Source organism: Delftia sp. K82 (assembly GCF_002193035.1).
Classification (GTDB): Bacteria; Pseudomonadota; Gammaproteobacteria; order Burkholderiales; family Burkholderiaceae_C; genus Comamonas; species Comamonas acidovorans.
Window position 1 is genome coordinate 531,621 of sequence record NZ_MYFL01000001.1, and the last position, 26,571, is coordinate 558,191.

The 26,571-nt window shown below is 68.6% G+C and carries 18 protein-coding genes; 13 read left to right on the forward strand and 5 right to left on the reverse strand.

The features are described 5' to 3' along the window. Window positions 1–33 precede the first annotated feature (33 nt). On the forward strand, window positions 34–930 hold the full coding sequence (locus tag KDK82_RS02340; protein ID WP_088163940.1) for a dienelactone hydrolase family protein: 897 nt from the start codon (window positions 34–36) through the stop codon (window positions 928–930). A 172-nt stretch (window positions 931–1,102) separates the two neighbouring features. Next, a complete protein-coding gene (locus KDK82_RS02345) occupies window positions 1,103–1,936 on the forward strand; it encodes a ZIP family metal transporter (protein WP_034396735.1) in 834 nt (277 codons plus the stop codon). Between the two features lie 12 nt (window positions 1,937–1,948). Here KDK82_RS02345 and KDK82_RS02350 read toward each other — a convergent pair whose 3' ends face one another. Continuing rightward, window positions 1,949–2,626, reverse strand: a complete 678-nt coding sequence (locus KDK82_RS02350) for a response regulator transcription factor (protein WP_088163941.1) — start codon at window positions 2,624–2,626, stop codon at window positions 1,949–1,951. Then, on the reverse strand, window positions 2,623–4,035 hold the full coding sequence (locus KDK82_RS02355) for a cache domain-containing protein (RefSeq protein ID WP_088163942.1): 1,413 nt from the start codon (window positions 4,033–4,035) through the stop codon (window positions 2,623–2,625). The genes KDK82_RS02350 and KDK82_RS02355 overlap by 4 nt, the downstream gene beginning before the upstream one ends. A 647-nt stretch (window positions 4,036–4,682) precedes the next feature. Between KDK82_RS02355 and KDK82_RS02360 the strand changes: the two genes are divergently transcribed. Together KDK82_RS02360 and KDK82_RS02365 are read left to right on the forward strand one after the other, a co-directional pair. Continuing rightward, on the forward strand, window positions 4,683–5,153 hold the full coding sequence (locus KDK82_RS02360; protein WP_012207118.1) for a Rid family detoxifying hydrolase: 471 nt from the start codon (window positions 4,683–4,685) through the stop codon (window positions 5,151–5,153). A 27-nt stretch (window positions 5,154–5,180) separates the two neighbouring features. Next, window positions 5,181–6,665, forward strand: a complete 1,485-nt coding sequence (locus KDK82_RS02365; RefSeq protein ID WP_088163943.1) for an aminotransferase class V-fold PLP-dependent enzyme — start codon at window positions 5,181–5,183, stop codon at window positions 6,663–6,665. 173 nt (window positions 6,666–6,838) lie between these two features. Here the strand turns inward: KDK82_RS02365 and KDK82_RS02370 are convergent, their stop codons facing one another. Both KDK82_RS02370 and KDK82_RS02375 read right to left on the reverse strand, forming a co-directional pair. After that, window positions 6,839–7,600: a LytTR family DNA-binding domain-containing protein gene (locus KDK82_RS02370; protein ID WP_012207116.1), complete on the reverse strand. Its 762-nt coding sequence runs from the start codon at window positions 7,598–7,600 to the stop codon at window positions 6,839–6,841. Beyond that, window positions 7,581–8,735, reverse strand: coding sequence for a sensor histidine kinase (locus KDK82_RS02375; protein WP_088163944.1), 1,155 nt, complete (start codon window positions 8,733–8,735; stop codon window positions 7,581–7,583). Before KDK82_RS02375 ends, KDK82_RS02370 begins: the two co-directional genes overlap by 20 nt. A gap of 149 nt (window positions 8,736–8,884) precedes the next feature. Between KDK82_RS02375 and argH the strand changes: the two genes are divergently transcribed. Genes argH through KDK82_RS02390 form a run of 3 tightly spaced genes read left to right on the forward strand, consistent with a single transcriptional unit; the run spans window position 8,885 to window position 12,902 of the window. Beyond that, window positions 8,885–10,366 (forward strand): argininosuccinate lyase, encoded by a 1,482-nt coding sequence (gene argH / locus KDK82_RS02380; RefSeq protein ID WP_012207114.1) that lies wholly within the window; start codon window positions 8,885–8,887, stop codon window positions 10,364–10,366. Window positions 10,367–10,391: 25 nt separating this feature from the next. Then, window positions 10,392–11,390, forward strand: a complete 999-nt coding sequence (locus tag KDK82_RS02385) for a Bug family tripartite tricarboxylate transporter substrate binding protein (RefSeq protein ID WP_088163945.1) — start codon at window positions 10,392–10,394, stop codon at window positions 11,388–11,390. Window positions 11,391–11,411: 21 nt separating this feature from the next. Beyond that, the gene (locus tag KDK82_RS02390) at window positions 11,412–12,902 is read left to right on the forward strand and encodes a rhomboid family intramembrane serine protease (RefSeq protein ID WP_088163946.1); all 1,491 of its coding nucleotides are present in this window, start codon (window positions 11,412–11,414) and stop codon (window positions 12,900–12,902) included. Here KDK82_RS02390 and KDK82_RS02395 read toward each other — a convergent pair whose 3' ends face one another. Continuing rightward, window positions 12,903–14,228, reverse strand: coding sequence for a tol-pal system YbgF family protein (locus KDK82_RS02395; RefSeq protein ID WP_088163947.1), 1,326 nt, complete (start codon window positions 14,226–14,228; stop codon window positions 12,903–12,905). 420 nt (window positions 14,229–14,648) lie between these two features. On the opposite strand from KDK82_RS02395, the gene KDK82_RS02400 reads away from it, so the two are divergent. The 6 genes from KDK82_RS02400 (at window position 14,649) to KDK82_RS02425 (ending at window position 26,519) form a co-directional block, all read left to right on the forward strand. Then, entirely contained in the window at window positions 14,649–20,711 is a 6,063-nt protein-coding gene (locus KDK82_RS02400; RefSeq protein ID WP_088163948.1) for an alpha-2-macroglobulin, read from the forward strand. Between the two features lie 89 nt (window positions 20,712–20,800). Continuing rightward, window positions 20,801–21,328, forward strand: coding sequence for a DUF2867 domain-containing protein (locus KDK82_RS02405; protein ID WP_088163949.1), 528 nt, complete (start codon window positions 20,801–20,803; stop codon window positions 21,326–21,328). A gap of 39 nt (window positions 21,329–21,367) precedes the next feature. After that, window positions 21,368–21,664, forward strand: coding sequence for a hypothetical protein (locus tag KDK82_RS02410; RefSeq protein ID WP_088165415.1), 297 nt, complete (start codon window positions 21,368–21,370; stop codon window positions 21,662–21,664). Between the two features lie 186 nt (window positions 21,665–21,850). Next, a complete protein-coding gene (locus tag KDK82_RS02415) occupies window positions 21,851–23,947 on the forward strand; it encodes a BCCT family transporter (protein WP_088163950.1) in 2,097 nt (698 codons plus the stop codon). A 95-nt stretch (window positions 23,948–24,042) separates the two neighbouring features. Further along, window positions 24,043–24,987 (forward strand): helix-turn-helix domain-containing protein, encoded by a 945-nt coding sequence (locus KDK82_RS02420; protein ID WP_088165416.1) that lies wholly within the window; start codon window positions 24,043–24,045, stop codon window positions 24,985–24,987. A gap of 131 nt (window positions 24,988–25,118) precedes the next feature. Beyond that, window positions 25,119–26,519 (forward strand): amidase, encoded by a 1,401-nt coding sequence (locus KDK82_RS02425; protein WP_088163951.1) that lies wholly within the window; start codon window positions 25,119–25,121, stop codon window positions 26,517–26,519. The last annotated feature ends 52 nt before the right edge of the window (window positions 26,520–26,571 follow it).

Sequence of the window (26,571 nt, forward strand, 5' to 3'; positions counted from 1 at the left end):
GGCCGGTTCTCAACCACCACCAAGGAGAGATGCATGCGTGATGATCAGCAGCAAGACCTGAAGGCCCTGGTTCCGGGGCGCAGCAGCGAAGAGGGGCCCACGCGGCGCCTGGCATTGCAGACCGCCCTGGGCCTGGGCTATGCCGCAGCGGCCACGCCGCTCATGGCGCAGACCGCCATCTCCACGCCGGCCGACGGCCTGACGGCCGGCGAGGTGCATTTCACCGTGAACGGCTTCAAGGTGCCGGCCTACCGCGCCGCGCCCGCGGGCAAGAAGAATGTGCCCGTGGTGCTGGTGATCTCCGAGATCTTCGGCGTGCATGAATACATTGCCGACACCTGCCGCCGCCTGGCGCGTGCAGGCTACCTGGCCATTGCCCCCGATCTGTATGCACGCCAGGGCGACCCCAAGACCTATACCGACATCGCCAAGCTCATGAGCGAGCTGGTCTCCAAGGTGCCCGACGAGCAGGTCATGGCCGACCTGGACGGCGCCGTGCAATGGGCCGGCACCCAGGGCGGCGACACGGCGCGCGTGGCCATCACGGGCTTTTGCTGGGGCGGGCGCATCACCTGGCTGTATGCGGCCCATGGCCCGGTCAAGGCCGGCGTGGCCTGGTACGGCCGGCTGGAAGGCGCCAAGACGGCGCTGCAGCCACGCCATCCGCTGGAGCTGGTCTCCAGCCTCAAGGCGCCGGTGCTGGGCCTGTATGGCGGGCAGGACACGGGCATTCCGCTGGAATCCGTGGAGCGCATGCGCCAGGCGCTCAAGCAGGGCTCGGCAGCGGCCAAGGCCTCGGAGTTCGTGATCTACCCGGAGGCGCCACACGCCTTCCATGCCGACTACCGGCCCAGCTACCGCGAGCAGGCTGCGCGCGACGGCTGGCAAAAAATGCTGGCCTGGTTCAACAAGAACGGCGTCGCGCCCTGAGCTTTTTTGCGCAGGGGGGCTTGACAGCTTCTGTAGGCTGAAACCGAGGGCGCCCGACACCGTGGCCTGCTTCCTTCATGGGATCGCAGGCCACGGCTGCGATGAGGTCCGTCTTTCTGCGAGAATTCGCGGGTTTCGCCTGCAAGGGCATACGGTTGAAGCACAAATCGCTATGACATTGGTAGCAATCATTCTGGCCACCCTGGCCGCCGGTATTGGCAGCGTCTGGGTGGCCGCGTTGTTGATGGGGCTGGGAGGCAATCGCTCGCCGGGCATGATGCCGCAGCGGCTGTTGAGCCTGGCGGCTGGCGCGCTGCTGGCCACGGCCTTCATGCACCTCTTGCCCGAGGCCTTCGAGAGCGAGGCCGGCGCGCATGACCTGTTCGTGACGCTGCTGGTGGGCCTGGTGTTCTTTTTCCTGCTGTCCAAGGCCGAGCTGTGGCACCACGGGCACGAGCACGGCGCGCCGCCGGCCCATGAGCACGATCACCACGAACATCACGATCACCAGGGCCACGCCCATGACCATTCCCATGACCACCATCATGGCCATCGCCACGGCGGCTGGGCGGTGCTGACCGGCGACAGCGTGCACTGCTTCGGCGATGGCGTGCTGATCGCCTCCGCCTTCATGGCCGACATGCGCCTGGGGCTGATCGCGGCGGTATCGGTGCTGGCCCACGAGGTGCCGCACCACATGGGCGACATCGTGGTGCTGCGCCAGTCCAGTTCCAACCGGCGCGTGGCGCTGATCAAGGTGTCCATGGCCGGGGCCGTGACCACGCTGGGCGGCATTGGCGGCTATTTCCTGGTGGGGCAGCTGCAGGAGCTGCTGCCGTACTTCCTGGCCGTGGCCTCCAGCAGCTTCATCTACGTGGCGCTGGCCGACCTGATTCCCCAGCTGCAAAAGCGCCTGAGCGCGCGAGAGACCGTGGCCCAGGTGGGCTGGCTGATGCTGGGCATCGTGCTGGTCACCGTGGTCAGCCGCGCGGCGCACGCGCACTGAGCGGGCGGCGTTTCAGGCTATCCCGCACCGGCCTGCACCGGCCTGCACGGGCGTGCTGCCCAGCAGGTCGGCATAGTCCACGGCGTACTTGATGAAGGCCGCATGGCCGTCGATGCGCAGCTTGCGGCGCAGGTGCAGGCGGTGGGTTTCCACGGTACGCACCGAGGTGCCCATCAGCGCGGCGATTTCCTTGTTGGAGCGGCCCTCCGAGATCCACTGCAGCACGCTGGCCTCGCGCGGCGTGAGGGCTCGCCGGGGTCCGGACGCGCTGCCGTCTTCCTCGGCCACGGGCTGCAGGCCGGGGCTGAAATACAGGCCGCCGGCGTAGACCCGGTCTATGGCCTCGATGAGCTGCTGCGCAGGCGCGTCCTTGAGCACATAGCCGCGCGCGCCCAGTGCCACGGCGCGGCGCACGTATTCGGGATCCTCATGCATGGACAGCACCAGCACGCGCACCAGCGGGAACTGATCGCGGAACAGCGCGGCCAGGTCGATGCCGCTGGCGCCCGGCATGCGGATGTCGGTGACCACCAGGTCGGGCGACAGCTCGCGGGCCAGCGGCAGGGCCTGGTCCACGCTGGCGGCCTCGCCCACCACACGGATATGGTCCGTGGCCTGCAGGCGCATGGACACGCCGTCGCGCACGAGAGGGTGGTCGTCCACCAGGAGGATGCGGATCATGGGGTTCATGCAGCGGCCCGTGGGAGTTCGAATTCCGGTGAGGGAGACAGCGGCATGCCGCCATCGCGGTAGAGCACGGCGACCAGCCGGGTGCCCCGGCGCCCCGAACTGATGGACAGGTGGCCGCCCAGGCCTTCGATGCGCTCGCGCATGTTGCGCAGGCCGATGCCGCCCTGGCGGTCGCGCTGCACGCGGCGCATGTCGAAGCCCTGGCCGTCGTCGCTGACCTGCAGCACCACGCGGCGGCGCTGAAAGTGCAGGCTGACATCGATGCGCGTGGCCTGGGCATGGTTTTGCGCATTCGTCACGGCCTCCTGGGCCACGCGGAACAGGGCCGTGGCGTGGCTGGGCGGCAGAAAGCGGGTCTCGCCGCGGCAGCCGAACTGCATGCGCAGGCCGTCCTCGGCCTGCATCTGCTGGCTCATCAGCGCCAGGGCCGGGGCCAGGCCCAGGTCGTCCAGCAAGGCGGGGCGCAGGCCGTGGGAGACACGCCGTATCTCCACCAGCGCGTGGTTGAGCTGCTCCAGGCCCTGGTCCACCATGCGCTGGGCCGTGGCCGGGTCCTGCGCGGCCAGCCGCCTGAGCTGGGCCTGGGCCGTCTCCAGCAGGAACTTGGAGGAGACCAGCACCTGCACCACGCCGTCATGCAGGTCGCGCGCCACGCGCGTGCGTTCCTCTTCCTGCGAATGCACCACACGCTGGGCCAGCCGCTGCAGCTTGTTGCTGGACACGCGGTGATCGCTGAGATTGAACACCAGCCCCGCCACGCCGATGAGCACGATGCACAGCGCCGCAATGCCGAAGATGCGCCAGCGCGTGGCCGCGATGTTGGCCTGGGCGCTTTCGTCGATCTGGCGCAGCGCCTGCTCCACATCGTCCAGGTACAGGCCCGTGCCCAGCGACCAGCCCCATTCGGGCACCGTGGCCACGTAGGCGAGCTTGGCCTCGGTACGCAGCGATGACGGTTTTTGCCACTGGTAGCGCACCAGGCCGCCGCCGCTGCGCGCGGCGTCCAGGATGATCCTGGCGGGTCCTGCGCCGCCGGGGCTGTTGGGATCGCACAGGTCCACGCCCGACAGGCCCATCTGGCGCGCATCCAGCAGCACGTTGCCGTGTTCGTCGTAGACAAAGAAGTAGCCGTCCTCGCCGAACTGCATGCGCGACAGCATCTCCAGCGCCTGGCGCCGCTGCACGGATTGCTCCTCGCCGCTGGTCTTGATGCGCGTCAGCGCCGTGGTCGCCAGCTGGACGTAGTGGCGCAGCTCCGTCTCCTTGCTGTGCAGGTAGGCGGTCTCGACCAGTTCGCGTTCCTGATGGGCCAGCTCCAGGGTCTGGTGCTGCACGGTCGCCGCGACCAGGCCCAGGGCGAGCGCGATGGCGGCAATCGACAGAAGTGCAAGTTTCAGCGGAAGTTGCATGGGAGCCTGTGTGGGGTGCACCGACGATCTTTTCCGCCCAGTGGCCGGACCTTGTCAACAGGGCTTGCGCGCATGCCGCCAGCGCCAGAGCGGCGGCTTTTGAATGGCAGGCGCTGTATTTTCCAATGGCCTGCGCGCCCCGTATATCCACGCAGATTCACGCGTGCGTGAAAAGGCGTTTGAATATCCCAAGGAAAACACCATGGAAAATAGTTTTTGGGCGCGAAACAATATCCCATGGATACTGGAAATCCGAGATGCATTTTCTTGGTGCGTACTCCCCTTTTTGGGGTTTTGGATAATCGTTTTGCCGTATTGTGGTGCGCCGTCCCTCTGATGCCTGATGTGCTGCTTGTTGTTGAGCAGATTCCGTGCCAAACCGTTGTTTTCAAAGAATGTTGAAGGGCTGCGTAGCACTGCGTGGGTCCGTGTGCATAGTGGTGCGTAGGGGAAAATTCATTATCGAATGCTCCAGATCCCTGCCTAGAATTTCTCCGTGAAATCACGAATTCGAATCATTTTGTATCGATGATTCAGGTCGCCTCTGAGGACTGGGTTAATGGTGACAAAGTGTTTCCATAACGCCAATGCAGTAATGCGTGGCACGGCAGTGGCAGCTTGTATTTTTGTTTGAGAAGGGCAATACCATGGATATTCGAACGAACCTGGGGCGCATGGCGCTGGCATGCGGGGTGGCGGTGACGGCGGCGGCGCTGGTGGGTTGCGCTGCGCCCAACAAGCGCGAGGTGCTGTCCACCACGCAGATCTACCCGGCCATCGGCCCGTACTCGCAGATGGTGGCGCATGGCAACACCATCTACTTCTCGGGCGTGCTGCCGCTGAACGCACAGGGCACGGCCATCCAGGGCGCCACCATCGAAGAGCAGACGCGCGCCGTGCTCGACCACATCGGCGCCAAGCTCAAGTCCCAGGGACTGGGCTATGAGGATGTGCTCTCGACCTCGGTCTTCATGAAGGACCTCAACGAGTTCGCCGCCATGAACAAGGTCTATGGCGAGTACTTCAAGACCGGCGCCCCAGCTCGGGCCACGGTGGAGGTGGCGCGCCTGCCACGCGATGTGAAGATCGAAATCTCGGCCATCGTCGGCCGCCGCTGACCGCTTGCGCAACGACAGGAGGACCGCATGAACGCACGACACCCCCAGATCGCGGCCGAGCAGGCCACATCCCTGACCGCCACTGCGGCCGCCGGCGAATCCGGCTATCCCGCGCGCTGGACTTCCAAGCGCCGCGACTTCCTGCGCATGCTGGGCTACGGCACCGGCGCCGCCACGCTGGGCCCGCTGCTGGCCGCCTGCGGCAGCGGCAACGCCCAGACCTCGGCCGCCGCGCTGCGCGAGCAGCTCATGCGCGACGAAGCCTTCTGGACCGACGTGCAGAGCATGTTCATCCTCAAGCCCGAGAAGACCTACATGAACATCGGCACGGCCGGCTCCATGCCCAAGCTGGTGCTCGATGTGTTCGATACCGAAAACCGCAAGAAGGCCGCCGACTCGGGCAACGGCTACAGCAACCTGCTGGACCTGCGCAAGCAGGTGGCGCCGGGCTTTGGCGTGGATGCCGACGAACTGGCCTTCTCGGCCAATACCTCCTCGGGCATGTGCCATGCCATCCTGGGCATCGACTGGCAGCGCGGCGACGTGGTGGTCACCACCAACCACGAGCACGGCGGCGGCGACACACCCCTGAAGATCGCCCAGGACCGCTACGGCATCGAGGTCTCGCGCATTGCGCTGCCCGTGGGCAACAACCAGACGGCGGCCACCTATGTGAACCTGTTCGACGAGCGCATCCGCGCGCTCAAGGCACAGGGCAAGCGCGTGCGCGCCATGATGTGGTCCTCGCCCACCTACAAGACCGGCACCATGCTGCCCATTGCCGACCTGATGGGCGTGGTCAAGGCGCATGGCCTGATCAGCATCGTGGACGGCGCCCACCTGCCGGGCATGATGGCCTACAACTATGCGGAGCTGGGCATGGACTTCATGTCGGGCGCGGGTCACAAGTGGCAGTGCGGCCCGGGCTCGACGGGCATCCTCATCATCCGCAACAAGATGCGCGCCTCCAACCCGCTGCCCCTGCCCAAGTGGTACCCGGTGCACACCAGCGCCTACCCGGCGCTGGAGCGCACGACCACGGCCAAGGAGACCTACGACATCGCCGCCTCGGTCACATCCTGCGGCAGCGTGCACACGCCCATGTTCATGGCGCTGGCCCAGGCCTGCGCGCAGTGGGACAGCATCGGCCGCAAGAAGATCGAGACTTATGACCTGACGCTGTCGTCCTACCTCAAGGAGAAGATCGTCGAGCGCTGGGGCGTGGACTCGCTGTACTCGCCCAAGGACGATCCCAAGCTGCTGTCGGCGCTGACCTGCTTCAACCCGTTCCAGAACAAGGACGACGTGATGAACGGGACCAAGTCATCGACCTTCGTGGCGCGCATGCTCAGCGACTATCCGCAGGGCTTTGTGATCCGCAACTCCAACTTCCCCGTGATCGGCGCGGCGGCAGACCACTACGGCGTGCGCGTCTCCACGCACCTGTGGCATGACGCGCGGGACGTCGATCTGCTGGTGGATGCGATGTGGGATTTGTCTAGAAAAATGTAGCCCCCTGAGGCGCTGCGCGCCTTCCCCCCGAGGGGGACGACACCCTCGCTGCGGGGCGGCGCGGCCGGCATAGGCCCTTGCTCGGTGTCCCTCGCGTTGGGTCATGCTTGTGTTGCGGGCGTGCTTTCTGACGCGGGGGGCTGTCTTGGGCCGGGCTCCTTGAGCCCTGCGCCTCAGCCGGGCTGTCCTTCGTCGCGGATGGCGGCGCGGACCTGGGGGAGCTGGCGGCGGGAGACCATGAGCAGTTCGGGGATGCCGTGCAGGCGCAGGGCCCAGCCTTCGCCTTCGGTGGGGTCGTCGTGGCGTTCCAGGGCGCGCAGGGCGCTGCGGGCCACCAGCGCGTTGCGGTGCACGCGCAGCAGGTGGTCGGCGTGGCGGGTTTCCAGGTCGGCCAGGGCGCCGTCGAGGATGTAGCTGCGGCCCACGGTGCGCACGGTCACGTACTTCTGTTCGGCCTTGAGGTAGAGCACTTCGGACAGGGGCAGGCGCACGGTGGTGCCTCGGTCCTGTATCAGCAGCACGGGGCCGCTGTCGCGCTCTGCCGTCTGGTGCACCGCCGTGCGTGCGGCCTTGGCCAGGGCCTGCTGCAGGCGCTCGCGGCGCACGGGCTTGGTCAGGTAGTCGGCGGCGTCCAGGTCGAAGGCCTCGACCGCATGGCCGGCATGGGCGGTGACGAAGACCACGGCAGGCGGCAGCGGCAGGCGGCGCAGTGCGTGCGCCAGGGCCAGGCCGTCCTGGCCCGGCATGTGGATGTCCAGCAGCGCCAGTTCCACGGCGCGCGGGCCCGGCGCCTGCAGCACGGCCATGGCCTGGCGCGCGTCTGCCGCTTCACTGACCTGGTGCGGGCCGGTGCCCGTGCAGGCTTCCACATCGGCCAGCAGGGTGCGCAGTCGTGCGCGGGCCAGGGCTTCGTCGTCAACGATCAGGATGTGCATGGTCCTTCTTCTTCGATACGGCCTTCGTGGGGTGGCTGGCAGGCGCAGCCAGCGGCAGGCTGATACGCACCACGAAATGGCCCTTGAGCGTGCGCGCCGTGAGGTGGGCCTGCAGGTCGTGCAGCAGCGACAGCCGGGCGCGCACATTGGCCAGCGCAATGCCGTTGCCGCGCGTGCCAGCTGCGCTGGCGGAATCGATCTCGGTGGGCAGGGTGTTGGTGATGCGCACCTCCACCAGATCGCCACGGCGCTCGGTGCGCACCTGCAGCTTGCCGCCGCGTGCGCTGGGCTCCACGCCATGGCGTATGGCGTTTTCCACCAGCGGCTGCAGCAGCAGCGGCGGCAGCAGGGCGCCGTGGGCGGCAGGGTCCAGTTGCCAGCGCACCTGCAGCCGTTCGCCGAAGCGCACCTGCTCGATGGCCAGGTAGCGCTGGGCCAGCTCGATCTCCTCGGCCAGCGTGGTCGTGCTGTGCGGCTCGGCCAGTGCGTAGCGGAAAAGGTCGCTGAGGTCTTCCAGCAGGGCCTCGGCCTTGGCGGGCTCGGCACGCACCAGGGCGATGGCGCTGTTGAGCGTGTTGAACAGGAAATGCGGTCGTATGCGCGACTGCAGCTCGGCCAGCCGCGCCTGCGTGTCGGCGGGGGTGTGGCCGCGTGCGCGCAGCACCAGGGCGGCCACCAGCAGGGCCGCCAGCAGTCCGCCGGACATGGCGCTGGCCAGCCAGGGGGCGCTGGTGCTGCCGGCCAGTTGCAGCATGGCGCAGGCATACAGCCCGGCCGCCATGCCCAGCAGCACGCCGGCTGCGTACTGCCCGGTGGACGGCAGGCGCTGCAGCGGATGCTTGAGCAGGCAGGCCGCCACCAGCCAGACCAGGGTGCCGGGCAGGCTGGCGCCGGTCAGCAGGGCCATGTTCTCCAGCCACTGCAGCAGCGAGTCGGCACCGAACATCGCAGCCGTGGCCGCCACGGCCTGCACGAAGAGCACGGCGCGCAGTACCACGCCGACGTTGCAGGCGTCGAAGACCAGCGCCGCAGGCAGTGGCGGCGGGGCGGTGGTGGGGGTCGGCTGGGTCGGCAAGGGGCGGCAGGTAGTGTTTCGGCGGGTGGGGTTCGCGCCGCATGCCCGGATTATGGTCATGCCGGGCGGGCCTGCACAGCGGTCACACCGCCCATGCAGGCCCCTGCACGGGCGTGGCGCCGCCCAGGTCGATAGAATCTTCGCTTCCTGCCCGCGCGGGGGCGTGCCGCCCGCCGCCTGCACCGCCTAATCGAAGATCGCGTCCTCACATGTCTGCCAATCAACCAACGTCCGCCTCGCACAACCAGCTCGACACCAAGGCCCAGGCCTGGTCCGCTCTCTTTGAAGAGCCGATGAGCGATCTGGTCAAGCGTTATACCTCCAGCGTGTTCTTCGACAAGCGCCTGTGGCAGGCCGACATCACGGGCAGCCTGGCGCATGCCGAGATGCTGGCGGCCCAGGGCATCATCGCCGCCGCCGACCACGAGTCCATCCGCAAGGGCATGGCGCAGATCACGCAGGAAATCGAGTCCGGCCAGTTCGAGTGGAAGCTCGACCTGGAAGACGTGCACCTGAACATCGAGGCCCGCCTGACCCAGCTGGTCGGCGATGCCGGCAAGCGCCTGCACACGGGCCGCAGCCGCAACGACCAGGTGGCCACCGACGTGCGCCTGTGGCTGCGCGGCGAGATCGACCTGATCGAAGGCCTGCTCGGCGAGCTGCAGCTGTCCCTGGTCGAAGTGGCCGAGAAGAACGTGGACGTGATCCTGCCCGGCTTCACCCACCTGCAGGTGGCCCAGCCCGTGAGCTTTGCCCACCACCTGCTGGCCTATGTGGAAATGTTCAAGCGCGACGCCGAGCGCATGCTGGACCTGCGCCGCCGCGTCAACGTGCTGCCGCTGGGCAGCGCCGCCCTGGCCGGCACCACCTACCCGCTGGACCGCGAGCGCGTGGCCCGCACCCTGGGCATGGAAGGCGTCTGCCAGAACTCGCTGGACGGCGTCAGCGACCGCGACTTCGCCATCGAATTCACCTCGGCCGCCAGCCTGTGCATGGTGCACGTGAGCCGCCTGTCCGAAGAGCTGATCATCTGGATGAGCCAGAACTTCGGCTTCATCCGCATCGCCGACCGCTTCACCACGGGCTCGTCGATCATGCCGCAGAAGAAGAACCCCGACGTGCCCGAGCTGGCACGCGGCAAGACCGGCCGCGTGGTCGGCCACCTGATGGGCCTGATCACCCTGATGAAGGGCCAGCCCCTGGCTTACAACAAGGACAACCAGGAAGACAAGGAGCCGCTGTTCGACACGGTGGACACCCTGAAGGACACGCTGCGCATCTTCGCCGAGATGATCGGCGGCCAAGCCGACCCGGCCACGGGCGGCAAGAAGGGCGGCATCACCGTCAACGCCGAAGCCATGCGCGCCGCCGCGCTCAAGGGCTACGCCACTGCCACCGACCTGGCCGACTACCTGGTCAAGAAGGGCCTGCCCTTCCGCGATGCGCACGAGACCGTGGCCCATGCCGTCAAGCTGGCCTCGCAAAAGGGCGTGGACCTGACCGAGCTGCCGCTGGCCGAACTGCAGGCCTTCAACCCCGGCATCGAGGCTGACGTCTTCGAGGCGCTCAGCCTGGAAGGCTCGCTCAATGCGCGCAACACCCTGGGCGGCACGGCGCCGGCCCAGGTGCGCAAGCAGCTCGCAGGCCATCAGGCGCGCTTGAATGCACGTCTGAACGCACGCCTGGGCTGATCCCCCCGTTCGCCGGAGCCACGCCATGACATCCTCCCGCCGCCAACTGCTGACCGGGGCGCTGCGCGCCGCCGGCGCAGTGACTGCCGTTGCCGCCTCGTCGGCCCTGGCTCCGCTGGCCTGGGCACAGCCCGGGCAGGCCATCCGCATCCTGGTGGGCTTTCCGCCGGGCGGCGGCACGGATGCCATCGCACGCCTGCTGGCCGACCGGCTCAAGGACGTGCTGGGCACCACGGTGCTGGTGGACAACCGCCCCGGCGCGGGCGGGCAGATCGCGGCGCAGCAGCTCAAGGCGGCTGCGGCCGATAGTCATACCCTGTTCCTCACGCACGACCACACCATCTCCATCCTGCCCCAGGTGGTGAAGAAGCCGGGTTTCGACCCTGGCCATGATTTCGTTCCCGTGGCCGGCTTTGCCACCTTCGTGAACGCGCTGGCGGTCTCCGCCAACACGCCGGCGCGCAACCTTGCCGAGTATGTGGAGTGGGTGCGCCAGGGCGCAAAGCGCGGCAGCATCGGCATTCCCGCGCCCGCGTCCACGCCGGAATTCCTGGTCAGGCTGCTGGGCGAGCACTACAGGCTGGACCTGGTGGCCGCGCCCTACCGGGGCAGCGCGCCCATGCTGGCCGACATGCTGGGCAACCAGATCCCGGCCGGCATCGCCTCGGTGCAGGACTTCATGGAAAACCACAAGGCCGGCAAGCTGCGCGTGATCGGCGTGCTGGGCACGCGCCGCCAGGCCACCATGCCCGAAGTGCCCACGCTGGCCGAGCAGGGCGTCAAGGGCTTCGAGGACACGCCCTACTACGGCATCTACGCGCCGCGCGGCACGCCCCAGGCCTTCATCGACCGCTTCTCCGCCGCCGTGGCCACCGTGCTCAAGCAGCCCGATGTGCACGAGCAGCTCACCGCCCTGGGCCTGACCGTGGGCCACATGCCGCCCGCGCAACTGGCCGAGCGCGAGCAGGCCTATACCCAGGTCTGGAAACGCATCATCCAGACCAGCGGCTTCCAGCCGCAGTAAGCGCGCGTCCAGCGGTCCCGCATGTTCTACGCGATTCCGCTGGAGGACCGGCCCCGCTGGAGCAATCCGCCGTGGATGACGCTGCTGATCATCCTCGTGAACGTGCTGGTGTTCTTCGGGCCGCAGCGTTCCGAGGAGCGTGCCCAGCAGGCGGCGGCGCAGTTCTATGCCGCCAGCGCGCTGCCGGGCATCGAGTTGCCGCGCTTCGTGGACTGGCTGGAGCGCACGGATTCGCCCATTGCCAAGCAGGCGAAGGCGCTGCAGAAGAGGGGCCTGGTCGAGCCGCTGTTGCAGCGCATGGAGCGGGAGCCGAAATTCCTGGCGCTGCTGCGCAGCGGGCAGATCGTGCCCGCAAGCGATCCCCTGCACGAGCGTTGGCAGACCGACCGTAGCCGCTACGAGGCGTTGCAGCCGGAACCTTTCACCACGCGCTGGGCCAAAAACTATGCGCTGGACGCGCCGATGCGCCCGGTGACCTGGATCACCGCAGCGTTCCTGCATGTCGACACCAGCCACCTGGTGGGCAATATGCTGTTTCTCTTCATGTTCGGCTTCTCGGTCGAGTTGATGCTGGGGCGCGGCACCTATCTGTTGTTTTATCTGCTGGGCGCCGTGGGTGGCTCGGTGCTTTCGGGCTGGGCCTATGCAGGCACAGGCAGTTACGGCTTGGGCGCCTCGGGCGCCGTGGCGGCCCTGATGGGCATGTACGCCGTCATGTACCGGCTGCGGCGTGTCCGTTTCTTCTATCAGCTGTTTTTTTATTTCAACTACGTCACTGCGCCCGCCTTGATCCTGCTGCCAGCCTGGATCGCCAATGAAGTGCTGCAGCATTTTTTCAGTGGCCAGAGCGCAGGCTACATGGCCCACCTGGGCGGCCTGCTCACAGGAGCGACCCTGATGGCCCTGTATCTGCGCCGCAAGCCACGGGCGGCGTTGGCTGGCCGCCATTCGGCGCCGGACGATGGCTTCGACGCACATGTCGCCAACGCGCGACGCCTGGGCCAGGCGCTGGACATGGAGGGCGCCCTGCGCGCCTGGCGCGCCGCCGCCCAGCTGCGGCCTGCCGACACCGAGGTGCTGCGCGCCTGGTTTGCCGCAGCCCGCTATGCGCCTGCCAGCGAGGACTTCCACCGGGCGGCCCGGCGCATCTTCAGGCTGCCGGCCCGTGATGCCGCCACGCTGGCCTGGCAGCACGACAGCTACCGCATCTACCTGGACCTGGCCCGCCCAGGCGCCAGGATCGCGCCCGAGGACATGGCCAGGCTGGTGCGCCGCTTCACGCGTGCCCGTGCGTTCGACGATGCCGAGAAGCTGTGCCACGCGCTGCTGCAGGCAGCACCCGGCCAGCCGGGCCTGGGCGAGACGCTGTGCCTGCTGGTCAACGGCCTGCTGCAGCAGGGGCTGGCACAGCGCGCCCGCGCCTGGCTGCCACAACTGCAGCGCTGGGCGCCCGATGAGGCCGTGACCCGGCTGTTGCTCGACGGGCAGGCCCGGTCCCAGGCCACGGCGTGATCAGTGCGGGGCCGGGCGCGGGTCTGGTCCCTGTTCCGGTTCCGGGTCACGCAGCAGCCACCGCACCTCCTGCGTGGCCTCGCTGTCGGGATGGCGCGCCTGCAGCGTGGCCAGGATGCCCTGGGCCATGTCCCGGCGCCCGAAGCCCTGCAGCATCAGGCGCGCCGCCAGTTCATAGGCATGGGGCACGGCGGCATGGCCCTTGAAGCGTTTGTCGAAGCCCGAGATCAGGGTCAGCGTCGCCTGAGCATCGCCCGCGCGCCAGGTGCTGCGCGCCAGGGCCAGTGTCTGGTCGGCATCGTCCAGCGCAAAGCTCGCTTCCTTGGCGCGGCAGGCCTGGAACACCTTGAGCGCCTCGGCGGTCTGGCCCTGGCGCAGCAGCAGGGCGATGAAGCGCCGGCCGTGGTCCAGCAGCGTGGCCGTCTTGTCCGACAGCAGCAGCAAGCGGTGGTAGCGGCGCTGGGCATGCGTGTCGTCGGGGTGGGTGCGCTGGTCCTCGTAGGCCAGGCCCAGCGCGGCGGCCAGGTCGCCAGCGGCCACGTGCTCGGCCACGTCCTCGTCCAGCTGCTGGCGGGCGATCTGTTCGGGCGTGCGCGCAGGCGCCCCGTCGGGCCCGCTGTCTGCCTGGGGCACGGCGTCGATGCCCAGCGCCTCATGGTGCTGGTACATCACATAGCCCAGCAGGCTGGCCATGACCCAGCCGAAATAGATCATGGCGAAGTTGAACAGCGGCAGCAGGATCAGCCCGCTGAACAGCGGCAGCAGCAGCGACATGGCGATCTGCGCACCGCTGCTCAACAGGAACAGAAAAAAGCACAGCAGCGCATAGGGCTTGCCGATGATGCGCACCGTGTCCAGGATCAGCAGCGGATTGAGTGCGGAGAAAAAGCCCGTCGTCTGCACCAGCACGATGATGCTGGCCGGCAGCAAAAAGGACAGCAGCAGCAGGGCCAGCTGCGCCATGCCCAGGCTCACCCGCGCACACCAGCCGACGATGATGCCGTGCACCACCAAAATGGCGAACAGCTTCCAGGGCAGATGGGTCCAGTCCGGGTCCAGGTGGCGAGGATAGTCCGCAGCGCGCGATATGCCCTGCGAACCCAGCGCTGCCACCTTGAAACCATAGCGGCTTGCGGCCAGCAGGATACCGATCTGCACCAGCCCGATGGCCAGGGGTGCGGGCAGGAAGAACAGCGCCTTGAACAGCAGGCTGCCCAGCGACAGCAGCAGCGCATAGCCCAGCGGCTGTGACTGCAACGGAAAGGCGAAGAACTGGTTGATCCGGTGCCAGAACGGCTGAGGCACGGCAACGTGGTTCGGCTTCATGGACGGACTCTCTCCCTGTGTTGTATCCGCGCAGTATAGGCAGCACGCTGTATGTAGTCTGACGGGGCCTGTGGTGGGAGGTGAGCCCTGTGATTGCACGGATATGACGTGTTGATGCGCCGATGTCTTACAGATGGATACACCGCAGACCCGGTTCCGGGCACCCGCAGCAGGGCCTGCAGCGGATGCGGGCCGGTATCATCCCGCGCAGTGGTTTTCAGCCGCAGCGGATGCGGCCCTGCATTCGGTGCATGCGGGCGACAGGCCTGCGCCTTGTTCCAGCCCTTGCCGCCGAGCCCTGCCTGCAGCGCAGGGTTTTTCATTTGCAGCGTGTCATGCGGACAGTTCGCATCGCAGTGCTGAAAGCCTGCTCATTCCAAGAAAACAGCGGGCCATCTGAGCCCGACAGAAGGGATTGCCATGGGGGTGCTTCGCACGAAAGCGATCAGTGGGTTGCAGGGGGCTCCGGCGCACAGCCGGCCCTGGGGCCGGTGGGGTTTGGGCCTGCTGCTGGGATCGGCGGCGCTGACGGCGCAGGCCGTGGGCGTGCGCCAGTTCAGCCCGCAGGGAGAGGTGGCCAAGGTCGAGCAGGTGGTGGTGCAGTTCGATGGCACGGCCGTGCGCTTTGGCGACCCCAAGGCGGCCGCGCCGGTCACGCTCAGCTGCAGCGATGCGGCGGCCACCCAGGGCACGGGCCGCTGGAACAGCGACCGCGAATGGGTGTTCGACTTCAAGCAGGCCCTGCCGCCAGGCGTGCGCTGCACGGCCCAGATGGTGGCCGGCTACAAGTCGCCTGCGGGCACGGCCGTGACGGGCGCTGCCAGCTACCAGTTCCAGACCGGCGGCCCGGCCGTGCTGGACATGGCGCCCGACACCTATGAACAGATCGACGAGGAGCAGTACTTCGCGCTGCGCCTGTCGGGCCCGGCCACCGTGCAAAGCCTGCAGCAGCACATGTGGTGCACGGCCGAAGGCGTGGGCGAGCGCATACCCGTGCGCCTGATCGAAGGCAAGGAGCGCGACGAGCTGCTCAAGCACCGCGGCTGGGACAAGGCCGCCGCCAAGAACCCGCTGCAGTACGCCACGCTGGCCTGCAACCGCCGGCTGACGGCGGGCACGACCATGAAGCTGGTCTTCGGTGCCGGCATCGCCACGCCCAATGGCGTGGCCAGCCGCCAGGACAAGCGCTTCGAGTACCGCGTGCGCGAGCCCTTCGCGGCCGAGTTCAGTTGCGAGCGCGAGAACGCCCAGGCCGCCTGCCTGCCGATCCGCCCCATGCGCCTGAGCTTCAACGCACCCGTGCCGCGCAAGCTGGCCGAGGGCATTCGCCTGAGCAGCGGCGCCTCCAAGGTGGCGCCCGTGATCGACGGTGAATACGGCGAAAAGCTCAGCGAGGATTCGCTGGTGCAGAACCTGAGCTTCCCGGCCACCATGCAGGCCCAGGCGCGCTATACGGTGGAGCTGCCTCCGCAGTTCAAGGACGCGGCAGGCCGCAGCCTGAGCAATGGCGACATGTTCCCGCTGCAGGTGGCCACGGGCGCGCTGCCACCGCTGGCCAAGTTCGCGGCCTCGCCCTTCGGCATCGTCGAGCGCTATGCCGAAGGCCCGGACGGCCCGGCCCTGCTGCCCGTGACGCTGCGCAATGTGGAGTCCGAGCTGGCCACCAAGTCCCTGGAGGCCAGCCGCGTGAGCACCAAGCAGCCCGGCAGCGATGCCGAGATCATTGCCTGGATGCGCCGTGTGGCGGACTACGAGTCCTCCGACATGGACCGCAAGCGCGCCTCGCGCGACATCAAGGGCCCGCTGCCGCCCGTGATCGACAACGAAAACCGCGACTATGTGCAGACGCGCATGCTGTCGCTGCTGGCCGGCCAGGGCGACGTCAAGACGCTGGAGCTGCCCAAGCCCGTCAAGGGCGATCCGCGCCCCTTCGAGGTGGTGGGCATTCCGCTCACGCCGGGCTTTCACGTGGTCGAGATCGCCTCGCCGCTGCTGGGCCAGTCGCTGCTCGATGAGCGCTACGGCTCGGCGCGCAGCATGTATGTGCGCACCTCGGCCCTGGTGACCAACCTGTCCGTGCACTTCAAGCTCGGCCGCGAGAACGCGGCCGCCTGGGTGACCACGCTGGACAAGGGCCAGGCCGTGGCCAATGCCAAGATCCAGGTCTCCGACTGCAATGGCAAGGTGCTGACCTCGGCCACCACCGACGCCAGCGGCGTGGCCCGCCTGGAAGGCCTGTCGCCCGAGCCGCCCCAGTGCACGGGCGGTGTCGGCTACCGCTCGCCGGCCTACTTCGTCAGCGCACGCGCCCAGGGCAAGGACGGCCAGCAGGAGCTGGCCTTCACCTGGAGCGACTGGCAGCGCGGCATCGAGTCCTGGCGCTTCAACGTGCCCACCAGCCGCAGCGCCCAGCGCGACGAGGTGGCCCACACCATCTTCGACCGCACGCTGCTGCGCGCCGGCGAGACCGTGTCCATGAAGCACCTGATGCGCACCCAGACCGGCATCGGCCAGGGGCAGGGCGGCTTTGCGCTGCCCGAGCAGCGGCCCACGCAACTGGTCATCACCCATGAAGGCAGCGGCCAGCAGTACACGCAGCCGCTGCAGTGGCGTTCCACGGGCACCGGCGGCCTGAGTGCGGAAAACAGCTTCTCAGTGCCCAAGGGCGCCAAGCTCGGCTCGTATTCCGTGGAGCTGCGCGGCGATGGCAACGGCTCGCGCGGGCGCAACAACCGCTTCGGCACGGGCAGTTTCCGTGTCGAGGAATTCCGTCTGCCCGTGCTCGAAGGCCGTGTGGGTCCCGAAGGCAAGCAGGCCCTGGTCGGCGTCTCCAGCCTGCCGGTGCAGGTGCAGGTGAACTACGTCTCCGGCGGCCCGGCCGCCAACCTGCCGGTGCGCGTGTCCGCCCTGGTGCGTTCCACCTGGATGGATCGCAGCGACTGGCAGGGCTTCAGCTTCTCGGCACCGCGCAGCGCCCAGGACACGGGCCAGAGCGATGACGAGGAGGCCACGGCCTCCCAGGAAAGCAAGGTGGTGGCCGACAAGCTGCCCGTGACGCTGGACCGTGAAGGACTGGGCAAGCTGAAGATCGAGAATCTGCCCAAGCTGCGCGAGCCGCGCGAGCTGCTGATCGAGGCCACCTATGCCGATCCCAACGGCGAGGTGCAGACCCTGCGCAGCACGCAGATGCTGTGGCCCGCGGCCATCGTGGCCGGCGTGCGCGCCGAAAGCTGGATCACCACGGGCCGCAAGCTCCAGTTCCAGGCGCTGGCGCTGGGCGTGGACGGCAAGCCCCAGGCCGGCGTGCCGGTCAAGGTGGAGGCCATCTCCCGCGTCACCACCAGCAGCCGCAAGCGCCTGGTGGGGGGCTTTTACAGCTACGACAACCAGACCACGCTCAAGTCCATGGGCACGGTGTGCACGGGCAACAGCGATGCCCAGGGCATGGTGCAGTGCGAGGCCCAGCTGTCGCAGCCCGGCGAGGTGGAGCTGATCGTCACCGCCTCCGACAAGGACGGCCGGCCCGCCCAGGCCGCCTCCAGCGTCTGGGTCACGCGCCAGGGCGAACTGTGGTTCGGCGGCGAGGACCATGACCGCATGGACGTGCTGCCCGAAAAGCGCAGCTACGAGCCCGGCGAGACCGCGCGCTTCCAGGTGCGCATGCCCTTCCGCTATGCGACGGCCCTGGTCGCCGTGGAACGCGAAGGCATCGTCAGCACCCAGGTCATGCAGCTCAATGGCCAGAACCCCACCGTGGAGCTGAAGGTCCAGCCCGACTGGGGCCCCAACGTCTACGTGAGCGTGCTGGCCCTGCGCGGGCGACTGCGGGAGGTGCCCTGGTACAGCTTCTTCACCTGGGGCTTCAAGGCGCCGCGCGAGTGGTGGAACGCCTTCTGGCACGAGGGCAAGGAATACATCGCGCCCACGGCCCTGGTCGACCTGTCCAAGCCCGCCTACCGCCTGGGCATGGCCGAGATCCGCGTGGGCACCAAGGCCCACCGCATCGACGTCAAGGTCACGGCCGACCAGGCCAGCTACCAGGTGCGCGGCACCGCCAAGGTCACCATCAGCGCCACGCTGCCCGACGGCAAGCCCGCCGCTGGCGCCGAGGTGGCGCTGGCGGTCGTGGACCAGGCCCTGCTGGAGCTCATGCCCAACACCAGCTGGCAGCTGGCCGACGCCATGCTGCGCCGCCGCGAGTGGGGCGTGCAGACCTCGACCGCGCAGATGGAGGTGATCGGCAGGCGCCACTACGGCCGCAAGGCCGTGGCCGCTGGCGGCGGCGGTGGCCGCAGCCAGACGCGCGAGCTGTTCGAGACGCTGCTGCTGTGGAATCCGAGCGTGGTGCTCGATGCCCAGGGCAAGGCCCAGGTCAGCGTGCCGCTCAACGACTCGCTGACCACCTTCCAGGTGGTGGCGGTGGCCGACCATGGCGTGTCGATGTTCGGCACGGGCCAGGCGCCCATCCGCACGGCCCAGGACCTGCAGATCATCAGCGGCCTGCCGCCGCTGGTGCGCGAGGAGGACCAGTTCCGTGCCATGGTCACGCTGCGCAACACCTCGGCCAAGGCCATGAAGGTGCAGGTCACGCCGCGTGCCACGCTGCTGGAGCTGGCAGCGCAGACCGTGGAGATTCCCGCGGGCGAGGCGCGCGAGGTCGCCTGGAACGTCACGGCCCCGGCCCAGCTGGGCCAGACCCGCGCCGAGGCGCTGATCTGGGAGATCGAGGCCCGCGACACCGCAGGCGGTGACAAGCCGGCCAGCGACAGGCTGAAGGTCAGCCAGCGCATCATCCCGGCCGTGCCGCTGACGGTGCAGCAGGGCACGCTGATGCAGGTCGATGGCAGCATCAACCTGCCCGTGCAGCTGCCGGCCGATGCACTGTCCGGCCGGGGCGGCCTGCGCATGTCGCTGGCGCCCAGGCTGGCCGAAGGCCTGCCCGGCGTGCGCGACTGGTGGGCGCGCTATCCCTACAGCTGCCTGGAGCAGGTCACCAGCAAGGCCGTGGGCATGAGCGACGCCACGCTGTGGCAGTCCACGATGGGCCAGCTGCCCAGCTACCTGGACGGCGACGGCCTGGCCAGCTACTTCCCGCTGGCAGGCGACGGGTCGGGCCGTGCGGCCCGCGGCAGCGATACGCTGACGGCCCACCTGCTCAACCTCTCGGCACTGGCGCAGGGCGTGGACAAGCGCTTCGTGCTGCCGGCGGCCGAGCGCGAGCGCATGGAAAACGGTCTGATCGCCTTCGTCGAAGGCCGCATCCAGCGCAGCTTCTGGAGCCCGCGCAAGGATCTGGACATGCGCAAGCTGGCCGCCATCCAGGCGCTGGCGCTGACGGGCCGCGCCAATCCGCGCATGCTCGACAGCATCACCATCGCGCCCAATGACTGGCCCACGCATGCCGTCATCGACTGGGTGGCCCTGCTCAAGCACATGCGCGAGCTGCCCCAGCGCGAACAGCAGCTGGCCCAGGCCCAGCAGATCCTGCGCGCCCGCCTGAGCTACCAGGGCACGCGCGTGGCCTTCAGCAACGAGCAGGACGACCAGTGGTGGTGGCTGATGCAGGGCCCCGAGGTCAACCTGGCCCGCCTGATGCTGGTCAACATGGACGACCCGACGTGGAAGGAAGAGCTGCCGCGCCTGGCCAATGGCTTCATCTCGCGCCAGAGCAACGGCGCCTGGGGCACGACCACGGCCAACCTGTGGGGCGCGCTGGCACTGCAGCGCTTCTCGCAGCAGTTCGAGGCCACGCCCGTGACGGGGGCCACCCAGGCGGCTTTGGGCGCGTCCCAGGCCCGCGTGGAGTGGAGCCAGGTCACGCGCATGCGCGCCAGCGACACCGAGGGCGCGGCGCACCAGGCGTCCAGCTTCGGCGCGACCACGGTGGTCGGCGGCCTGCGCAACAACACCATGTTCCTGCCCTGGAGCGCGGTGGGTGATGCCCGCAAGGGCCAGCTGACGGTGACCCAGCAGGGCACCGGCAAGCCCTGGCTCACGCTGCAGTCTGTGGCGGCCGTGCAGCTGAAGGCGCCGTTCAGCGCCGGCTACACCGTCACGCGCACGGTCAAGCCCGTGGAGCAGGCCGACAAGAGCCTGCCCGCAGGCCAGTACTCGCGCGGCGACGTGCTGCGCGTCACGCTGGAGGTGCAGGCCCGCACCGACATGACCTGGGTGGCCATCACCGACCCCGTGCCCACGGGCGCCACCATCCTGGGCGGCGGCCTGGGGCGCGACTCGGAGATCGCCTCGGGCGGCGAGCGCGCGGAAGGCGCGGGCTGGCTGGCTTATGAAGAGCGCAGCTTCGAGGCCTACCGCGCCTACTACCAGTACCTGCCCAAGGGCAATACGCGCGTGGAGTACACCGTGCGGCTGAACAACGCCGGCGACTTCGCGCTGCCGCCCACGCGGGTGGAGGCGCTGTATGCGCCCGAGATGTTCGGCGAGGTTCCCAACGCCCGCATCAAGGTGAGCGACAAGCGCTGATGCAGCGTTGATGGCGCCCTGACAAGGGGGCGGCCCTGCGGCCTATGATGGCTGCAGGACCGCCCCCTTTTTTCATCACCCTCCGCTCCATGGCACAAGTCATCCTCTCCCCGGTTCCCGCAGGCAGCGCCCTGCAGGACCGCCTCAAGACCGCCTATTTCCACGACAGCTACCAGCTGCAATTGCCGGACGACGGCAGCAGCCCCATGGCGCTGTACCTGCGCTGCATGGGCCGCACGCCGGGCTGGATCGACTTTCTGATGCGCCTGCGCAACCGCGTGGTGGCGCCCTTCGGCATCAAGGATCTGGGCACGCTCAGCGGCGTCGATGCGCAGCGCCAGCCATCGAGCTACCGCGTGGGCGACCGCGCCGGCATCTTCCGTGTCCATGCCCTGAGCGACAGCGAAGTGGTGCTGGGCGACAGCGACAGGCATCTGGACGTGCAGGTCTCCCTCATGCGGCTGCCCGGCCCTGAGGGCGCGCCGTCCGGCACCTTCACCGCCGCCATGTCCACCGTGGTCCATGTGCACAACGCGCTGGGCCGCATCTACATGCTGGGCGTGACGCCGGCGCACCGCGTCATCGCCCCGGCTGTGGTGGCCAAGCTGGCTGGCTGAAAGCTGCGGATGGAGCCGTCGGCTGTCCAGGCCATCAAAATGGCCGTCGTGGGTGCCTCGGGGCTGTCCAAGGACGCCTTGCATATCTACGTGGGCCTGACGGTGGCACTGGCCGCCTGCGCCGTGCTGCGCAGACCCCTGGGGAGCTGGACGCCCCTCCTGGCGGCCCTGGCGGTGGCCATGACGGGCGAGCTGCTGGACATGTGCGACGATATCGCGAGCCTGGGGTATTGGCGCTGGGGCGCCAGCCTGCACGACATTGCCAATACCGTGTTCTGGCCCTCCGTACTGGCTGCGCTGGCGCGCTGGAGCAGCGTGCTGGGGCGTCGGCCCTGAAGTCAGCAAATCGGAAGCCTTTGGCGTTGGCGTCCGACGCCTGCTTCCACGCCGCCCTTGCATACTTGCGGCCTTTGCCCGGCGGACATCCCCCGAGCAGGGAACGCGGCCCGCCCCACAAGGGCAGGGCCGCCACCATTGCGAATCGGTTCCCGGGCACACCATTGATCACAAGAGAGAGGGTATATGCCAGACACGACCACCGATCCCCGACCGGCGCCACCCGCGCCACCAGTGGCTCCGCCACCGGATGCACCGCAGGCGGCCACGCCATCGCCTGCCGAGCCTGCACCGCGCATCACGTTCTCCGGCCCCGTCGTCATTCCTTCCCTGCTGGTGCTGGGCCTGCTGCTGCTGTACTGCGGCCTCATGCCCGACAGCGCCGACCGGCTGTTCTCCAGCGCCCAGGCCTGGGTGGTGGGGCACATGGACTGGTTCTATGCCGTCTCGGTCACGCTGTTCCTTGTCTTTCTGATCTTCGTCGCGTCCAGCCGTTTCGGTGATATCCGCCTGGGTCCCGATGATGCGGAGCCCGAGTTCAGCTTCATCTCCTGGACCGCCATGCTGTTCGCCGCCGGCATGGGCATCGGCCTGATGTACTTCGGCGTGGGCGAGCCGCTGCAGCATTTCCTCAAGCCGCCCACGGCCGTGCCTTCCACGCCGGCTGCCGCGCGCGAGGCGCTGCAGTCCACCTTCTTCCACTGGGGCTTTCATGCCTGGGCCGTCTACGGGACCATGGGCCTGGTGCTGGCCTATTTCGGCTTTCGCTACAACCTGCCGCTGACCATGCGCTCGGGCCTGTACCCGCTGCTGGGCAAGCGCATCAACGGCCCCATCGGCCACAGCGTGGATGCCTTCGCGCTGGTGGGCACCATCGCGGGTATCGCCACCACGCTGGGCTATGGCGCGCTGCAGCTGGCCGCCGGCCTGCATACGGTGACGGGATGGGACACCTCCACGGCGCTGTTCCGCATCTCGGTCATCGTCATCGTGGTCGGCCTGGCCGGGCTGTCGGCCGTCTCGGGCCTGGACAAGGGCGTGCGCCGCCTGAGCGAGTTCAATCTCGTGCTGGCCTTCATCCTGCTGGCCTTCGTCATCGTGGCCGGGCCCACGGTCTTCCTGTTCGAGGCGCTGAGCGAGAACATCGGCAACTACGTGTCTGGCCTGGTGCAGCTGTCGTTCCGCACCTTCGCCTACGAGCCGCCCAGCCAGGAAGGCTGGTTCGGCGGCTGGACCATCCTCTACTGGGCCTGGTGGATCTCCTGGTCGCCCTTCGTGGGCATGTTCATCGCGCGCATCTCGCGCGGGCGCACCATCCGCCAGTTCGTGACCGGCGTGCTGCTGGTGCCCACGGCCTTCAACCTGCTGTGGATGACGGCCTTCGGCAACAGCGCCATCTGGATAGACACCCACGTGGCCATGGGCGCGTTGGGGCAGACGGCCTCGAACGTGGATGCGCTGCTGTTCCGCTTCTTCGAGTACCTGCCCTGGTTCAAGCCCGTGGCCTGGCTCACCATCGTGCTTATCGCGGTGTTCTTCGTCACCTCGGCGGACTCCGGGGCCTTCGTGGTGGACAACATCGCCTCGCGCGGCCATGCGCGTTCGCCGGTCTGGCAGCGGCTGTTCTGGGCTGCCGTGCTGGGCGTGACGGCCATGGTGCTGATGCTGGCCGGCGGCCTCAAGGCGCTGCAGGCCATGACCCTGGTGGCGGCCCTGCCGGTGGCCGTCATCATGCTGGCGCTGTGCTACGGGCTGTGGCGCGGGCTGCAGGCCGACCGCGCGCACTTCTCGCCCGACCTGGCTCCGGCCACCAGCTTCTGGAGCGGCCAGCACTGGCGCAAGCGCCTGGAGCAGATCGTGCACCAGCCCTCGCGCGCCGACGTGCGCAGGTTCCTGGCCGGCGTGGTGCTGCCGGCCATGAACGAGGTGGCCGCCGAGATGCAAAGGCGCGGCGTGCAGGCCGTGGTCACCGAGGACCTGGACGGCGAGGGCGCCGTGCGCCTGACCGTGCCCGATCCCTCGCTGCGCGACTTCGTCTACGGCGTGCGCGCCACGCGCCGCACGGTGCCCACCTTCCTGGTGAGCGAGGCGGCCAGCGAGCAGGAGCGCCGCCATGTCTACGAGCCCATCACCTTCTTCGAGGACGGTCGCCTGGGCCACGACATCCAGTACCTGCGCAGCGAGGAAGTCATCGCCGACATCCTGCGCCACTACGAGCGCTACCTGTCGCTGAGCGCCGACCAGCGCACGCATCTGCTGAACCGGGCTCCGGGCCACAGCTGAGCCGTGCTGCGCAGTGCCGCCGTCTCGGCACCCCGGGCCTTTGGGTAAACACCGGGGTGCCAGCCGGCGGCCGCCTGCGGATACTGGGCGCTGCCATGCAGCTCGAATACTCTACCCATTCGCAGGAGCCACGCCATCGTTTCGACTACTGGCACGAGGTGGTCTGCCGCCACTGCATCCCGGCCGACAGCCACCGCGCGCAGGGGGATGGTGCAGGTCCCGGCGGCTTCGGGGCCACGCTGTCCGTGCGCTCCCTGGGACTGCTGGAGATCAGTGCCATGTCGGCACCCAGCCACCGCTGGGTGCGCAACGCAGCCCACCTGCGCCTGCATGCCCGCGACGAGCTGTGGCTGGGCTATCTGCTCCAGGGCCAGGCCGAGGTGCGCCAGGGCGGGCAAGTGGCCCGGCTGAGTGCGGGCAATCTGGTGCTTTATGACGCTGCGCAGCCTTTCGAATTCTCGGTGGCGCCCCGCGATATCCTGCTGATGCGCATTCCGCGCAGCGAATTGTTGAATCGCTTTGCCCGTGCACCCTTGCACGCGGGCCGGGCGCTGCATGGCCATGCCCCGGCCGTGGCGCCGCTGCGGGCCATGCTCGGCGAGGCCATCGCCATGCCGCCTGCGCCGCACGGTGATGCCTTGGCGCAGCGCTTCGGCATGGCGCTGCTCGACGTGCTGGCCCTGGCGCTGGAGATGCAGGAAATGGCCGTGCAGCCCCGCGCGGAACGGGACCTGCACGGCCGCATCCAGGCGTTTATCCAGGACAACCTGGGCTCGCCCGAGCTCTCGCTGCAATGGCTGGCGCAGCAGCACAACGTCTCGCCGCGTACCGTGACGCGGGCCTTTGCGCGGCGCAACCAGACGCCCATGGGCCTGGTATGGCAGCTGCGGCTGCAGGCCAGCCGCCAGGCCCTGATGCAGGGGCGCTGCTCCAGCGTGACCGAGGCGGCCTTCGCGCATGGATTCTCCGATGCGGCGCACTTCAGCCGAGCCTTTCGCAAGGCGTTCGGCTGCACGCCCCGCAGCCTGCTGGCCGCCTGAGCAAGGTCGCTGACCCTCACGAACAAGCGTCGGGGCTGCTGGCTCCCTAGCATGGATCTGCCGTGCGTCCCGTGCGGCTTTTCCAGTGCAACAACGGTGGCGCCCCGGAGCCGGGCGCCGGGAGACATGCCATGAACGACAGCGAACTGCACCATCTCGAACTGCTGGAGGTGGGGCGCGAGATCCAGTCCCGCCGCATTTCCTCGGAAGAGGTGACCCGCCACATGCTGGCGCGCATCGAGGCCGTGGACGCGCGGCTGCACAGCTACGTGACGGTGATGGCGCAGCAGGCGCTGGAGGACGCCCGCCGCGCCGACGCCGAGATCGCGCAGGGCCGCCGCCGCGGTGCGCTGCACGGCGTGCCGCTGGCGCTCAAGGACCTGCTGTGGACCCGGGGCGTCCCCACCACGCATGGAATGACGCTGCACCGCGACCATCGCCCCACGGAAGATGCCACCGTGGTGCGCAGGCTGCGCGAGGCCGGCGCCGTCATCCTGGGCAAGCTGCAGCAGACCGAAGGCGCCTTCGCCGACCACCATCCCGAGATCACTGCCCCCGTCAACCCCTGGGGCGCCCAGCTGTGGCCCGGGGCCTCGTCCAGCGGCTCGGGCGTGGCCACGGCGGCGGGGCTGTGCTTCGGATCGCTGGGCACGGACACCGGGGGCTCCATCCGCTTTCCATCGGCCGCCAACGGCATCACGGGGCTCAAGCCCACCTGGGGCAGGGTGAGCCGCCACGGCGCCTTCGAACTGGCCGCGTCCCTGGACCACATAGGCCCGATGGCGCGCAGTGCTGCCGATGCCGCAGCCATGCTCGCGGCCATCGCCGGGGCGGACCCGCTGGACCCTACGGCCAGCCAGTGCAGCGTGCCCGACTATCTGGCCATGATGACGCGCGGATTCTCCGGCCTGCGCCTGGGCATGGACCGGCAATGGGCACTGGACGGCGTGGATGCCCCCTCCCGCCAGGCGGTGGAGCAGGCCCTGGCGGTGGCGCAGCGCCTGGGGGCCAGCGTGCAGGAAGTCCGCTTTCCCGATGCCACCCAGGCGGTGGAGGACTGGCCGGCGCTGTGCGCGGTGGAGACCGCCGTGGCGCATGGCGCCACGTTCCCTGCACGGCGCGAGGCCTATGGCCCCGGGCTCGCCGGGTTGATCGACCTGGGGCTGGGCCTGTCCGCCACCGACTACCAGCGGCTGCTGCTGCGCCGCGCGGACTTCACGGGCCGGGTGCGTGCACTCTTCGCGCAGGTGGATCTGCTGCTGGTCCCCGCCACGGCCTTTGCGGCCCCCACGCTGCAACGCATGGCGCATTTCGGCTCCGATGCCGAGCTGTTCTCGGGCATGCTGCGCTACACCTGCCCGTTCGACCTCACGGGCAGCCCCACGATCACGCTGCCCGGCGGACGCACTTCTGAGGGCGCGCCCGTGGCCTTCCAGTTCGTGGCCCCCGACTTCCGCGAAGACCTGCTGGTGCGCGCGGGCTGGGCGTTCCAGCAGGCCACGGACTGGCACAGACGGCACCCTGCTGCCTGAGCTGCCTGAGCCGCCAGTCTGGTGGCGCGACACGGGCCTGTCACACAGCCTT

Bases quoted from the DNA above. Each gene is read 5' to 3' on its own strand.
- KDK82_RS02340 (WP_088163940.1), top strand. From the start codon at position 34: ATGCGTGATGATCAGCAGCAAGACCTGAAGGCCCTGGTTCCGGGGCGC.
- KDK82_RS02355 (WP_088163942.1), bottom strand. From the start codon at position 4,035: ATGCAACTTCCGCTGAAACTTGCACTTCTGTCGATTGCCGCCATCGCG.
- KDK82_RS02400 (WP_088163948.1), top strand. From the start codon at position 14,649: ATGGGGGTGCTTCGCACGAAAGCGATCAGTGGGTTGCAGGGGGCTCCG.
- KDK82_RS02390 (WP_088163946.1), top strand. From the start codon at position 11,412: ATGTTCTACGCGATTCCGCTGGAGGACCGGCCCCGCTGGAGCAATCCG.
- KDK82_RS02375 (WP_088163944.1), bottom strand. From the start codon at position 8,735: ATGACCATAATCCGGGCATGCGGCGCGAACCCCACCCGCCGAAACACT.
- KDK82_RS02365 (WP_088163943.1), top strand. From the start codon at position 5,181: ATGAACGCACGACACCCCCAGATCGCGGCCGAGCAGGCCACATCCCTG.
- KDK82_RS02415 (WP_088163950.1), top strand. From the start codon at position 21,851: ATGCCAGACACGACCACCGATCCCCGACCGGCGCCACCCGCGCCACCA.
- KDK82_RS02360 (WP_012207118.1), top strand. From the start codon at position 4,683: ATGGATATTCGAACGAACCTGGGGCGCATGGCGCTGGCATGCGGGGTG.
- KDK82_RS02370 (WP_012207116.1), bottom strand. From the start codon at position 7,600: ATGCACATCCTGATCGTTGACGACGAAGCCCTGGCCCGCGCACGACTG.
- KDK82_RS02385 (WP_088163945.1), top strand. From the start codon at position 10,392: ATGACATCCTCCCGCCGCCAACTGCTGACCGGGGCGCTGCGCGCCGCC.
- KDK82_RS02350 (WP_088163941.1), bottom strand. From the start codon at position 2,626: ATGAACCCCATGATCCGCATCCTCCTGGTGGACGACCACCCTCTCGTG.
- KDK82_RS02345 (WP_034396735.1), top strand. From the start codon at position 1,103: ATGACATTGGTAGCAATCATTCTGGCCACCCTGGCCGCCGGTATTGGC.
- KDK82_RS02405 (WP_088163949.1), top strand. From the start codon at position 20,801: ATGGCACAAGTCATCCTCTCCCCGGTTCCCGCAGGCAGCGCCCTGCAG.
- argH (WP_012207114.1), top strand. From the start codon at position 8,885: ATGTCTGCCAATCAACCAACGTCCGCCTCGCACAACCAGCTCGACACC.
- KDK82_RS02395 (WP_088163947.1), bottom strand. From the start codon at position 14,228: ATGAAGCCGAACCACGTTGCCGTGCCTCAGCCGTTCTGGCACCGGATC.
- KDK82_RS02425 (WP_088163951.1), top strand. From the start codon at position 25,119: ATGAACGACAGCGAACTGCACCATCTCGAACTGCTGGAGGTGGGGCGC.
- KDK82_RS02420 (WP_088165416.1), top strand. From the start codon at position 24,043: ATGCAGCTCGAATACTCTACCCATTCGCAGGAGCCACGCCATCGTTTC.
- KDK82_RS02410 (WP_088165415.1), top strand. From the start codon at position 21,368: ATGGCCGTCGTGGGTGCCTCGGGGCTGTCCAAGGACGCCTTGCATATC.